General features: G+C 43.7%; 19 protein-coding genes and 1 pseudogene (1 of these 20 cut by a window edge). 3 read left to right on the forward strand and 17 right to left on the reverse strand.

Features of this window, described 5'->3' with window-relative positions; all coding sequences use genetic code 11:
* From NQ536_RS08360 to NQ536_RS08380, 5 genes are all read right to left on the reverse strand, one after another.
* Positions 1-19: the 5' portion of a hypothetical protein gene (locus tag NQ536_RS08360; RefSeq protein ID WP_155803898.1), read on the reverse strand. Its footprint begins 1049 nt before the window's first position; only the first 19 of its 1068 coding nucleotides appear in the window; its start codon is at positions 17-19; the stop codon falls past the left edge of the window.
* 84 nt (positions 20-103) lie between these two features.
* Positions 104-451, reverse strand: a complete 348-nt coding sequence (locus NQ536_RS08365) for a hypothetical protein (RefSeq protein WP_004853639.1) — start codon at positions 449-451, stop codon at positions 104-106.
* 68 nt (positions 452-519) lie between these two features.
* Entirely contained in the window at positions 520-1008 is a 489-nt protein-coding gene (locus NQ536_RS08370; protein WP_004853638.1) for a YunG family protein, read from the reverse strand.
* A gap of 286 nt (positions 1009-1294) precedes the next feature.
* Complete coding sequence (locus NQ536_RS08375) at positions 1295-2083, reverse strand: carboxymuconolactone decarboxylase family protein (protein ID WP_004853636.1); 789 nt, start codon at positions 2081-2083, stop codon at positions 1295-1297.
* A gap of 78 nt (positions 2084-2161) precedes the next feature.
* On the reverse strand, positions 2162-2638 hold the full coding sequence (locus NQ536_RS08380; RefSeq protein WP_004853634.1) for a flavodoxin: 477 nt from the start codon (positions 2636-2638) through the stop codon (positions 2162-2164).
* Between the two features lie 350 nt (positions 2639-2988).
* Here NQ536_RS08380 and NQ536_RS08385 point away from each other — a divergent pair, with 350 nt between their 5' ends.
* From NQ536_RS08385 to NQ536_RS08395, 3 genes are all read left to right on the forward strand, one after another.
* Positions 2989-3654 (forward strand): TetR/AcrR family transcriptional regulator, encoded by a 666-nt coding sequence (locus tag NQ536_RS08385; protein WP_004853632.1) that lies wholly within the window; start codon positions 2989-2991, stop codon positions 3652-3654.
* Between the two features lie 73 nt (positions 3655-3727).
* Positions 3728-4549: a class I SAM-dependent methyltransferase gene (locus tag NQ536_RS08390; RefSeq protein ID WP_044998375.1), complete on the forward strand. Its 822-nt coding sequence runs from the start codon at positions 3728-3730 to the stop codon at positions 4547-4549.
* A 72-nt stretch (positions 4550-4621) separates the two neighbouring features.
* Positions 4622-5233 (forward strand): L-2-amino-thiazoline-4-carboxylic acid hydrolase, encoded by a 612-nt coding sequence (locus tag NQ536_RS08395; protein ID WP_004853628.1) that lies wholly within the window; start codon positions 4622-4624, stop codon positions 5231-5233.
* A 5-nt stretch (positions 5234-5238) separates the two neighbouring features.
* On the opposite strand, the gene NQ536_RS08400 is transcribed toward NQ536_RS08395, so the two are convergent.
* The 12 genes and pseudogenes from NQ536_RS08400 to NQ536_RS08455 all read right to left on the reverse strand — a co-directional run bounded on the left by NQ536_RS08400 (position 5239) and on the right by NQ536_RS08455 (position 12835).
* Entirely contained in the window at positions 5239-6294 is a 1056-nt protein-coding gene (locus NQ536_RS08400; protein WP_044998374.1) for an ankyrin repeat domain-containing protein, read from the reverse strand.
* A gap of 23 nt (positions 6295-6317) precedes the next feature.
* Positions 6318-7016 (reverse strand): transglutaminase-like domain-containing protein, encoded by a 699-nt coding sequence (locus NQ536_RS08405; RefSeq protein WP_004853624.1) that lies wholly within the window; start codon positions 7014-7016, stop codon positions 6318-6320.
* Between the two features lie 5 nt (positions 7017-7021).
* Positions 7022-7294 carry a GNAT family N-acetyltransferase gene (locus NQ536_RS08410; RefSeq protein ID WP_004853622.1) on the reverse strand — a complete coding sequence of 91 codons (273 nt, stop codon included), beginning with the start codon at positions 7292-7294 and terminating at the stop codon, positions 7022-7024.
* Positions 7284-7436, reverse strand: a complete 153-nt coding sequence (locus NQ536_RS08415) for a hypothetical protein (protein WP_004853620.1) — start codon at positions 7434-7436, stop codon at positions 7284-7286. The genes NQ536_RS08410 and NQ536_RS08415 overlap by 11 nt, the downstream gene beginning before the upstream one ends.
* A 5-nt stretch (positions 7437-7441) precedes the next feature.
* Positions 7442-7639: a winged helix-turn-helix transcriptional regulator gene (locus NQ536_RS13960; protein WP_081445879.1), complete on the reverse strand. Its 198-nt coding sequence runs from the start codon at positions 7637-7639 to the stop codon at positions 7442-7444.
* Positions 7596-8381, reverse strand: a pseudogene (locus tag NQ536_RS08425) (VirD4-like conjugal transfer protein, CD1115 family); the annotation flags it as partial. The gene NQ536_RS13960 and the pseudogene NQ536_RS08425, both read right to left, overlap by 44 nt.
* 147 nt (positions 8382-8528) lie before the next feature.
* Positions 8529-9002 (reverse strand): hypothetical protein, encoded by a 474-nt coding sequence (locus tag NQ536_RS08430; protein WP_004853614.1) that lies wholly within the window; start codon positions 9000-9002, stop codon positions 8529-8531.
* 85 nt (positions 9003-9087) lie between these two features.
* Positions 9088-9252, reverse strand: a complete 165-nt coding sequence (locus NQ536_RS08435; RefSeq protein ID WP_004853612.1) for a transposon-encoded TnpW family protein — start codon at positions 9250-9252, stop codon at positions 9088-9090.
* A gap of 266 nt (positions 9253-9518) precedes the next feature.
* Entirely contained in the window at positions 9519-10805 is a 1287-nt protein-coding gene (locus tag NQ536_RS08440) for a virulence-associated E family protein (RefSeq protein WP_330360253.1), read from the reverse strand.
* The gene (locus tag NQ536_RS08445) at positions 10759-11394 is read right to left on the reverse strand and encodes a CHC2 zinc finger domain-containing protein (protein ID WP_004853608.1); all 636 of its coding nucleotides are present in this window, start codon (positions 11392-11394) and stop codon (positions 10759-10761) included. Before NQ536_RS08445 ends, NQ536_RS08440 begins: the two co-directional genes overlap by 47 nt.
* A gap of 2 nt (positions 11395-11396) precedes the next feature.
* Entirely contained in the window at positions 11397-12626 is a 1230-nt protein-coding gene (locus NQ536_RS08450; protein WP_004853606.1) for a hypothetical protein, read from the reverse strand.
* A complete protein-coding gene (locus tag NQ536_RS08455) occupies positions 12623-12835 on the reverse strand; it encodes a hypothetical protein (RefSeq protein WP_004853604.1) in 213 nt (70 codons plus the stop codon). The genes NQ536_RS08450 and NQ536_RS08455 overlap by 4 nt, the downstream gene beginning before the upstream one ends.
* Between the last annotated feature and the right edge of the window lie 52 nt (positions 12836-12887).

Consider the following 12887-nt stretch of genomic DNA (forward strand, 5'->3'; position numbering starts at 1 on the left):
CCATCGTTTCTCTCTTCACAGGTGATGTATGCTGTATCATACGAATGCCTTTCCGTGCCATTCTATCCTTCTGAAGGCGAAGAATATATGACGTGTCTCCATCTCAGCTGCGTGGACGCATGTCAGAATCATACCAATGATTTAATTCTATGGCGAAATCATCAAATATACTTCTGTGTTTCTCCCATGTCGGAGTATATTTCTTAAATGCTGTCACTTGTTTTCCATAACAGATCAAAGTAATTATACCAGCTATGATCAAAGCCGCTCCAATACATAGAAAAACAAGAGCCGGTGTCTTGTCTATATCTTCAATTGTGTAGACTGAGGCACCAAGTAGTCCCAATGCAAACAACACTATACCCCTCACAAATAAGTTCGTTTTTGGCTCTGGCACTTCTAGTTTACGTTTTTTGCTTGTTATATTTGATATATCTGAAAATATTGACATTTTCTTTCCCCCATGAATCCCATTAAACTTTTATTGTTATTGTATCTTTGAAACTATGCTATTCTCTGTCAGCGTCTGCAGGCAGTATATTCTCCGAGTGCTGCCTTCAGATACTCATACCTCTGTCTTTTCTCTTCCTTTGCGAAATGTACCTCCCGCTGCTGCTCCGGATTATCCTCGTAATTCAAGACTTCATCACCGAACTGCTCACTTGTGAGATCAAATGCACAATCACCTATCACATTGTAACAATGATAGTTTCCGCCCGGTCTCTTTATACCGTACACTTTTCCGCCAAATATATCCTGTGCCAGGAACGCAGTGATAGAGCACTGCCCCAGCGTCATATTCTCATATGTCCATCTGTCCCTCATCCTCGGCGCACAGGTATCCGCACACCAGATATGACTCAGTGCATCATATAGATCTGTTGGGGTATTTATCCCCGGATATTCATCTGTGATGGCCGGTGCATCTGCATTCTTCCAGCCCCAGAAATTGTATGTCTTTTTTTCATCCATTTTTCTTATCCTCGATATTATAAGTTGTCTTCCCATATCAACTTTCTTGCTTCATTATATCACTCACACTGTGAATTCTCAGTATTTAATTTATGGTATTATCCCACAGTATTTTCCAACACACCGATATTTTCCATCTCACATCTTACCACATCGCCGCCCTTAAGGTACAGTGGTTATCATATATCCATCAAGGCTCTTGTCGAAACAAAAAGCCACCCGGATATAAATATCCATTCGCATTCAACCGCGAATCATATTTATACCCGGATGGTCTCTATATATTCATATGATATTGTCACTTGCGTTATCTACTACAGCTCTACTGAAGCTTGCCGTACTCCTCATCCGTCACAGGCTCACACCACTCATTTGACGTCTCCTCGCCAGGAACCTCGATTGCAAGATGGCTGAACCAGCTATCAGGAGCTGCGCCGTGCCAGTGTTTTACATCAGCAGGAATGTTGATACAGTCACCCGGTTTCATCTCAATTGCAGGCTTGCCCTCCTCCTGATAATATCCACGACCACCGACACACACAAGGATCTGTCCACCGCCGCTCTTTGCATGATGGATATGCCAGTTGTTACGGCAGCCCGGCTCAAATGTCACGTTGAACACTCCGACCTGGCTTGTCGATACTGGAAAGAGATAGCTATGTCCTATGAAATACTGGGCAAATGCATCATTTGGCTGTCCGATAGGGAATACCATGCTCTTTGCATGTGCTCTCATGGCCTCATCCTCATATGGAAGATCGCCCTCATTTACATTCCACACTTCCTTTGCAAGATTGAATACTGCCCAAGCCTTTGGCCAGCCGGCGTAGAAGCCAACATGTGTGATGATCGCTGCGATCTCCTTCTGTGATACACCGTGATCCTTCGCATTCTGAAGATGGAACTTCAGCGATGAGTCAGTGATTCCCTGTGCCATAAGTGCCACAACAGTTATGATACTTCTGGTCTTTACATCGATGTCATTGTTGTTCCAGTTCTCTCCAAAGAGAACATCGTCATTAAAATGTGCAAACTCAGGAGCGAACTCTCCGAGTGCATTTCTTCCCGCTGTCTGTACTATCTTTCTTTGCCATTGTTTTTCTCCTTCCAAATGTAACTCTGTTTCATATATTCGTCGGATGCATGAAGGTTATTATCATCTCTCGTGAATTTGTCACACATCTATTCTTTACGCGAGGGTTTTGTCAACCCACTTTTCGATTTCCTGTCTGTTTGCCCTGTTCAGTAGTCCACCTTCTACAAACTCAGCTCCCGGTGCTGACGGCTGGAGTTCCTTGATCGTGTTGCCCAATCCACTTCCGCCCGATGTTGCAAACAGTGTGATCTTCTTGCCTGTGAAGTCGTATTTCTCAAGGAATGTATTGATGATTGTTGGAGCCACATACCACCAGATAGGGAATCCAAGTACTATCTCATCATAATTCTCAATGTGTGCATTTGAATCATCAAGCTCCGGTCTAAGCTTCTTGTCGCTCATCTCGACGCTGCTCCTGGATTTCTTGTTCATCCAGTCGAGGTCAGCCTTGGTGTACAGCTCCTTTGGTTTGATCTCGTACAAATCTGCGCCTGCTGCCTCCGATATCATCTCTGCAACCTTTTTCGTGGTTCCACTTGCGCTGAAATATGCTATAAGCTTTTTTGACATTATGTAAACCTCCTTCAACTAAACGTCATCCCATTCTAATCACCTTTGACGTGGAATGATGCTGCATGTCAAGTCTTCGTCAAAAACCTGACACATTCCAATATCCGCCCACACATCCTATGAATGTATGAGCATAAAAATAAGCAAATACTTTTCAATACATGCTTATTTTAGTCCTGATATATCTATATGTCTAATACCTATATTGAATTATCTGTTATGCCTAAAAGGCATATTGTTACATTGGTCGCTTAATGATAGAAATTTTCAATTAACTCATTTAATCTTCTGGTCGCTTGATTTTGCAAATCCCATGTGATATAAAGTAAACATTGTTTACCAAATAGTAAATGGAGGTGGCTATCATTCGGGGAAGTACAAAGGAAACAAGGGCGGCAATACTGAAAAGTGCCATGGAAGTCTTTCTTGAGGTTGGATATCAGGAGGCGTCTATGCGTAAGATCGCCACAAGGGCCGGTATAACCGCAGGCGCAATATACAAGCATTTCTCAGGCAAAGAGGAAATGTTTGACGAGATATTTGAGGAAAGCGGCAGAATGCTCATGGAAGTCACTAAATCCATGATCGGAATAGACTTCACTGCCATGTCAGATGACGAGCTGCTCAATGTGTTGTATTCCAGAGTATCGGTGCAGATCTTCGATATGCTTGAGGGCGACATGCAGCTCTTTCATATGCTGCTGAAAAATGACTCCGGCAAATGCCTGGAGAAATTCCGCAGTATCTATATAGAAAGAAGCGCCGGTTTTGCGCTTAAGTATTATGATGAATTGTACAAACGCGGAATCGCAGCAAGAAAATTATCTGAAAGGACCGTATATATGCTCTCTCTGGCCGAATTCTCAATGGTCTGTGAAATAATCGCAGATGACTCATGCCAAAGTGGAGTCACAGCAGAGATGAAAACTGCATTTATGGAGGCTATGAATGTTCTGCTGCACGGAATAGAAGCAGAACTGCAGATTGGCAAAACGCCTGATAATCAGGGCAAATAACACTATCGCACTTCATCGGGCTGCCACATTCACATAAGCTAAAATGACGACACATCTTATAGGAGGAAAGAAAATGGGAAAAAAGAAAATCGAAAAAGGCTCTGTCCAGGAAACTCTTCTTCTTCCACTGTACGGAAGAAAGCGTGCCATGGAGATGTATCCGGGAAACTTTAATGATCTTGACTGCCAGAGAATATACAACGAGGTCGAGATAGACTATAACAGGAAAGGTATCATGGAGAAAATCGGTGCTATCATGGCTGCCACCAGACAATATGATCTGGCATCCGTCTGCCGATCGTATCTCAAGAATCATCCAAGAGCCTGTGTTGTGAACCTCGGCTGTGGTCTCGACACAACATTCAGCCAGGTGGATAACGGACAGGCACGTGCGTACAATCTGGATTTTCCTGACGCCATAGCTGTCCGCAATGAACTTTTAGGTGAGCGTGAACGCGAGACAAATATCGCCTGTGACCTCAACGATCTCTCATGGTTTGACAAGATAGATTTCCGCCCTGAGGACGGGATCGTATTCTTCGCATCGGGGGTATTCTACTATTTCAAAACTGAGCAGGTTAAGACTTTGTTTGCCGCCATGGCTGAACATTTTCCTGGAGGCAAGCTGGTATTTGACGCGACGAAGAAAAAGGGTCTTAAGAACATGCTGAAGACATGGCTCAAGGACTGTGATGACAACATCGGTGTTTATTTCAGTGTCGATGAACTCTCGGAACTTAAGAGCTGGAGTTCTTCATTCAGTTCTGTCATCAGGAAAGGATATCTCACAGGGTACAGACCTCTTGACAAACGATATGGATTTGTACTCAACACTGTTTTTAAGCACCTGGACAAATCCTGCATGTGTCAGATAATCGAGATACGCTTTAAATAAATCGACAGGCCAATAATTGACCTGTATTGATAATTTGACTGGTGTCAAATAGAATAGAAAGGATATGTAACTATGGAATATGGATTTACGCAGAAATTATTTGGCTATTTCTATCACAATTCATGCATGAAACAGGCAAAAGCACAGCATCTAAGCCTTAACAGTAAGGCTATTAAGAACGAATACAAAGCAGTCCTTGAGCGTGCCGATGACATAGGAAAGTCGCACCTCATGAGCTCATACTGCATGGGCGCATATTTCATCGCACTAAACAGAAAGACTTCTCTTTCACCGGAGGAATGTTTCAGCCTGTACAAAGACGGGCTGTACAACAATAAACTTTTTCATATGGTTATTGGAAATGCAGACAGCTATCTCGATGAAAAAAAGCTTCCGGGAAGGAAGAAATGGTCTGAGGAATCTCATCTGAGACGCTATAAGAATGACTGGGTTCTTGACATCATCGAGGGCGGGCCAAACGATGACTTCGTACTCGGCTATGATTATCACAACTGCGGGATCTGTAATCTCTGCCGTGACGAGGGATGCTTTGAACTGGCAAAATATCTGTGCCGTATGGATTTCGTGCTTGCTGACATGATGGACTTGAAGCTCACAAGGACTCAGACTCTTGCCGAAAATGGAGCTTACTGTGACTTCCGCTATGGACGGAAGTCACAGTAATTGATCTATCTTTTATAATCAAGTTCTCCCACTGCCATAGGATTCAGATTCAGTGTCACCCATTTGACCGAAAGCTCTGTGAGTCTGTTTATATCCGTCTCATCGGCATCTTTGATGCCGTTTATGAGTCCGGCAAATTCTCTCTGCTCGTACGCGTCAAGTGGTGTGCCCATACATATGTATCGATACAGGGCATTTGCCATGCTCTTGAAATCTGAATCCCAGTTGCAGCATCCGTTATCTAGTATCTCATAGGCAAGTTTTCCCGATATACGGATGACCTCGCCCTGAACTGTGCCCGCATGTCCCGAACCAGGCACAAGAAGATTCCACAATTCTCCATGCTGCTTCTGCCAGCGCTTCTCATGAATGACGATCGGCGATGTGCCGTCATATTCTACCCGCCTTGGAACAGAGGCAACTCCGAGCAGTCCGTACAGACTCTCCATCGCCCTGTCGAGCTCCGGCATAATATCTGGACTCATATCTTTCCTGCGAAACTCTATATCCTCAGCCGCGCTTCTCATATATGTTCTTATTTTATCTGTGACCGGAATTCCTATCCCGATCAGATACTCTGCTACCGGCGCAAGCTTTATCAGATCAAATGTCCTTGCCCAGTGAAACGCTCTCTCAAGTGGAGTCTCCCCTGATCTGGATGTCACTTCTGCATCTGCTCCCGCCTGTATCAGACATTTGACAAGCTCAAGATTGCCAGTCTTCACAGCCACATGCATTACGGTCTCTCTGTCAAGGCCCTGGGTGGCTGTTATGTCTGCGCCCAGCTTCACCAGCGCTATTGCCTGTTTCTCTGATGACATTCTTCCAGCATGATAAAGCAGCGGTGTGTAGCCATACTGGTCAACATAGTTGATGTCGATCCCCTGCTCTATCAGCCACCGCATCATCTCCTCTGAAAGTGGAAATTCCAGTGCATTTCCCTTGTTGTATCCGCCATATGCATTGATGTCGCATTTGCCCAATACCTTCTTGATGTCCTCATCACTTGCCGTCTGCACAAGCTGCTCAAAATCCTTTGGCAGTGTTTTTCTCTTTGCCATGTGTGTACCTCCCATATTCTATTCTACTTACCCCTGATCTTCCTGACATTCCTGTTCATCATATGCCTTCCCCAGTTTCTGTACAGGAACGCCTTCACCCTTGACATCTCCTGATGGTGTTCTTTTAACAGTTCATCCGGCGAATCATACACTCCGAAATCCTGATTGATACCTTCGCTCTGGATATATGTATTATTCCTGTCAAAATCTATAACAGGATTCTTAAAGTCCTTAACTGCCACTCCAAATCCGCAAAATGCACCCGTACACTCACTGTATTTCGCCTGCAGCTTTTTTAGATATCCCATATCCAGAATAAACGCCTCAAGCTCATACCACCTGTTTTCAAAATACACTTCTACCCAGCTATGGAATACATTCTGTGGTGCATTTCTGTATACGATTCCTGTCATAGCGCCCTTCTGTAGCTTTTTATCAATGGTAAATCCATGCACTCTGCACGGGATATCGCAGGCTCTAAGCAGCGCCATGAACAATGTTCCCTTGGTGTTGCACTGTCCATAGCCATCCCGCAGCACCCTGGACGCCGGGACACTGTCATCCACATTATATCCAAACAATATCTCATCCCTGACAAATGTATAAATGGCCTTCAGGCGTTCAAACTCTGCCATGTCACTCCACTTTCTCTCTCTGATGAGCTGCTTGATATTCTCATTTGAATAGTCGAGCATCTTTGTCTCTGTCAAATAATCGTGCATCCCTTTTACCTCTTATCCGAAAAATTGCATATCTGTATCGGTGTGCCACCTTCCATAACGTGGAAACCGTGTCTCTCATAGAAAGCGACATTCTTGCTGTCCTCCTGCATTCCCTCTATGTACAGATAATTCTTATATTTATCTCTAATATATTCTACCATATTTCCGGCTATTTTCTGCCCCTGATATTCAGGATGCACAAGAACATAGTGTACAAATGCCACCAGCTCTGAATCATCCAACACTCTTGCAAGTCCGACAAGGCGCTCACCCACCATCCCATGCGGTAAGAACAGTCTGTGAGTTCATAAGTGCTTTGTGAAGTCTCTGTGGGTATTCTGCCGAGATCCACCCAACCGACTTAAAAAGCTCCTGTACCTGATCCTGTGTAAATGTTTTCTCTTCTGTATATTTTATCATTATGTCTACCCCCTATGGTCACATTTCTGGCACTGTGTCATCTCGTTTTCGTTGTCTTCCTTGTAAAAGGTTCCTGACCACTGACAAATACTCTTAAGTATCGGTACAACGGATCTGCCCTTATCTGTAAGTGAGTATTCAACTCTCGGAGGAATCTCATCATATGATCTTAGAAAACTTTGGTTTTCCATATTCGGAAACATATTTCTCAATGTCAAATTGATTTTTCTTGTCAAAATCCGAAAGCTCTTTGTACATCTCGTTTGCGGTTATATCGACCTTATCTGAAAAGAACGGTCTTACTCCACGCACCTGCAATATACATTTGCCGCCATCCATAAGAGCCAGGCGGTCTTGGCTCATAAGTTCCCGCCCAAGTTTCTGATAGTTCAGACCATAGGACTGAGATGTTCCTCTGGTATCAGAGGTGTTGTACGTGTCAATCGTTTCCTTACCCAGCACTTCCGACAGATCTTTTAATGTTGACTTTTCCTTGCCACCTAAAAACAGAAATGTGTCGCAGTTACCCTCGATTGTCTCCGCGTTATCCTTATAAATTGACTTTAACTGTGCCTTAGACTGTAGGATAATGGATGCCGATATCTCTCTGCTTCGTATGGTGGCAATCAGCTTGTCAAACTTCGGAATCTGTCCGATGTTTGCGAACTCGTCCAGGATACACCGCACATGTACCGGGAGCTTTCCATGGTATTCATCGTCTGCAATCGTGCAGAGCAGATTGAAAAGCTGTGTGTACATGATTGATACCAAAAAATTAAGGGAATCATCTGTATCCGAAATAATGACAAACAGTGCTGTCTTTCTTCTACCGATGTCCCCTAAGTCGAGTTCATCATATGCTGTTATCTCCCTGACTTCCTTGATGTCAAATGGCGCAAGTCTCGCACCACAGGAAACCAGAATGCTCTTGGCTGTCTTACCTGAAACAAAATGTCAAAGACTTTTTAGTACCCATACATTTCATTGCATGAAAAAAGCCACTGTAGATTTCTCCACAATGGCTATAAAGTCATTTTTATTCACTTTTGATTTTCGGCAACCTCATGCCCAAACTGGAATAGGTTTGACACTTTAATCGGGACTGAACTCCTTATCGGTAATGACATAATGAAATTCATCTGCACCAAAGGTATCTTTGTCCAGATCTGTAATAGTAAATGTAGTTCCATCAAATTTCATATAGCCGCTGGTGCCGTCAACAACAACGCCATCTTTTACAATGTCCAGATAAACAATTCTATCGATGCTATTCAACTCATAGGCCTGCCAACCGTCCACACCCTGAAAATAGGCTGTAACATTGGCAAACGGTTCATCGTTTTCCTTCTTGCAGACAAGATAACTGGCACTGTCCTCCGATACCCAAGTGGCAGTCATTCCCCAAGGACCTTCCGTTGATACATATCTCCCAAATTTATGGTCGTTGGTACGGTTAATTATGAGTCCTACAAAAGAACCAACAACGAGTACAAGAATAAGCACAACGACACCAACAATGATTTTTACATTCTTCCTCATGATAAATTCACCCTTCCATAAATTCATCTGTTAAGAATATTCTTATTTTTCGCTCTTATTGAACATACTAATTATACCACAATATATGCAAGTTTTCCATATGCTTTTCTTCCTATGCCGTATGCTGATTTGCCCTAACATCATTCTCAATCAGCCTCTTTATCTTGTCCTTCATGCTTTCTTCGGCATCCTCATTGAAATGCACTCTCACAACATACATTGTGCCACCTATCTGCTTTCTGAGTGCTACCGGTGTGTGTGATTTTCTATTCTCCATTTGTGTTCTCCTTTATGTCTGCCTGGTAAGGAAGAGCCTCTTTCAGCTGACAACCGGAAGCTGACAACCGACCTCTAAAAACTCTCAATTCCTTTTATTTATAGTTACTTTTCCTAAATTTACTTTTTCTCAAATATTCCGTTGCTTTCGTTGTCAGAACTATATATATCCCTTAAAAACATAGTAAATATAAGGTTTTATAGAACATAGAACCGACAACGGGGTTGGCAACGGGATAGACAACCAGCCGACAACCTATCAGGCATTTATCCCTCCATCCACTCCGGTGGCAATGATAACTGCTCCATCTGCTCCTTGGTTATCGGTTGAAAATCCTGACCTCTGTTGTCAGGCTTCTCCCATCCTTTCTGCCTGCGGTATGGTTCAGGAAAATGTCTTGGATTACTAAAGGCAATCCAATCACTGCAGTTATTCATAATGTCATTAATCTCACGAATTTCCCATTGTGCCGGATTTCCGTCATTTCCCAATGCCTCAGAATATAACTGCCTTGAACATACCATGCTTCCCTCGTAATGCTCCAAATAGTCAAGAATCAGCTCTTTCTTGGTATCTTCCTGCATAAACTGCTTCTGATACTCACAAAGCTCTTTTTCCATCTCTTTCGGAAGCCTCAGCTGGCATTTGCCACTCCTGTAGATTTCCATAGCCTCTGCCCACATCTGGTCGATATATTCCCTTGATGTCTTTTCATCATCGAGTATATGAGTTTCCGCCTCTTCCATATTGCAAAGAATAGGCAGAAATCTTCGGTTTCCCGACCTGTCCATAGGCAGGAAATCCAGCGAATTTGATGAACCGGCAAACACGCACTGCCTCTTGTGGTCTTTGGGATGCCTGTCGTATGGGGTCTTGTAAGTGTCTTTCTGTCTGCTCATAAAGGACTTGGTATCTTCCACATTCTTGGCATTGAGAATTGCCACCATTTCAGGGAACTCTATAATCAGATGCCCCTGTATTTTTCGGTATACATTATCATCATCCATTTTCTTCAAGTCATCCGTAAACCAGTCATCTTCCATGGCAAGGAAACGCAGAAAAGTGGATTTACCGGCTCCCTGACCACCTACCAGGCAGAGCATTACTTCAAACTTGATGCCCGGGCATGAAATTCTTGCTATCGTCCCTATCATAAAAAGCTTCATTACCTCATAGGTGTACTCACTGACCTCTGCCCCTAAGAAGTGATGCAGTGCATAGCGTATCCTCTCCCTGCCATCCCATGTTATGGAATTGATGCGGTCAAGAACCGGATGGTATCTGTTTTCATTTGCCACGACCTTTATCACATCCTCAATCCGCTTTTCGTTGGATAATCCATAATGCTTTTCAAGGTAGACAACAAGGAATTTCAAATCAACATCCGTCAGGCTGTCGCTTTCACGATACCATCCCAAATCCCTTGTAATGTCGATTTTATCCGTAAACATGTTCAGACGGAATGCACCCTGCAGATTAGGGTCATTCATCAAAATCAGACGATAGTTACCGACTGTTTTCCTGACTTCTCCCTTTTCTGTGCTCTCCAGCATCGCCCTGACTTCTCCGATACTCTTCAATTCTTCCTGCAATCGACTTCACCCCCTTTCCAATGTCAGAAACAACAGAAGCTCTGTCAGGGATATCCTTTTCAAGGAGAGTATCAAGCTGATATTCCACTTTACTGATATTCTGCAGAGCTTCTACAAAGCAGGGATGCCATTCCTCATCCATGCTCTTCGGTGCATATTCTGTTTTCCATTTCCTTAACAGATGATAATAGTCTGACAGAACACAAAAACACTGCTTCTGCTCTTCATCCAGTATCTGCTCCGGTGTTTTCTTTGGTGCCATCTTTTTCGGTGGTGCCCGGTTGGTTGCGTCATAATTCAGTCCAAAGTCAGATGCAATCTTCATTGCAGCTTCCTTTGGTGCAAGCCCGAAATATTTTGCCACAAAATCTATCGCATCTCCGGTATCTCCACAGCCGAAACAATAGTATCTCTTATCAATCTTCATGCTGGGAGTCTTGTCTTTATGAAACGGACAACAAGCCAGCCCACTCCGGTTGATTTTGATGCCATACTGCATAGCCACCTGCCTTGCAGTGACATTTTCTTTCACTACTGCAAATACATTCATGCTTATCCCAATTCCTCTCCCCTTGCTTTTTTGTGTGCTGGTGTTTCTGCCACCTTTGCTCTCTGCTCCTCTACAAGCTTCCTGTTTGCCTCAAGAAGGGCACGGACTGACTTCCTTGCATGTTCCTTTACCTCAGACTTCTTTTGCTCCTTTATGCGTGGATTTTGCAATGTTTCCATTACTTTCCCGGCTACTTTCTGTGCCATGCCCCTGAGCCTGTTTTCCAAATTATCAAGACACCTTCCGACAAAATCCCGCTTGTCCTTTGGTGTCTTTCTCTCATCCGAGGTCAGCCACTTTTTATATCTGCGAAGCTCCTCAATATCTTCCGCCCTGGTCTGCTCTGCCATTGTATCAGATACTGCCTCACACGCTTTTTCATAGGCATCCTCAGCTACCTGTTCCACAAAATTCTCCATATCCAAAACTCTCATGGTAATCTCATCCAGAACTGCCTGCTTCTCTGCAATTCGCTTTTTCTGATTTTCAATTATAAAGTCCTGCTTTTCAAGATAGCCTGCACCACCATAAACCGGCTCACACTCCACCTGCACTCCGTTTCTCTGTGCTATCTCCAAAAACAATTTTCTGCATTCTGCATCAAAGTTCATTTTCCGGTTATTGTATTTCCCTTTCTTTTTTGCTGGGTCAGGCAGTTCAAAGCCAAGCTCTTCCAGTGCCTTATCCTGCTGGGGACATAATTCTCCATATTTGTTTTTTGCGTCAAATACATGCCTCTCATGAATATGCGGGGTTGCCTCATCCAGGTGCAGTGCCCAGTCCAATATATGAATGTGGGAGCCATATCTTTTATTGAACTCGTCAAAGAACTCTGCTGATACCTTAGCTAGCACATCCGGTGTAACCGCATGGTCTATATTGCCAAGCTGTATCACGCTTTCTTCCGGGCAGGTCTTATTGTTTTTCAGTACATCATCAATCGTTCTGTTTCTCTCCGGATGCCTTGCCTGCTCATTCCTCTCATTCTGTGCATCCACAAAATCTGAATAATGCTCATAGTAATAGGCACGCTCAATTTCTGTAAAATTAAACTGCCTCTCTTGGGAACTGCCCGCAAAACTGTAACCCTGATAGCAGTCCCAGTAAACATTCTGCTTTGTTCTTTCCGAATCAATATGTTCACTGTGCTCCACATCAAAATCCCTGTCATTATGCTTTACATCATAGACTCCATGCTTTCCACTTCTGCCATTATGCCTTGAAGCTTTCATTGTCTTTTCTCTCCTCTCCACTGTTTTGTTTTTTTGATGGCGGAGCCGATAAACCCTTGCGTTTGCGGCAAGTAATACCCAGTACTTATTGTCGCTACGACAATAAACTGGGCAGGGCTTCTGCCCTTGACCTGATGAAGGCTCTGCCTCTCAACTCCGACAAAGGTTGCACCTCTGTACTCTGCTCCGAAGGAGTTGAAATCTGTCATCCCACAGGACGGATAACACAGTTCAACTTCTCCGGTTGCCCTGCATTTCCTG

The organism is Coprococcus eutactus, from assembly GCF_025149915.1.
Taxonomy (GTDB): domain Bacteria; phylum Bacillota; class Clostridia; order Lachnospirales; family Lachnospiraceae; genus Coprococcus; species Coprococcus eutactus.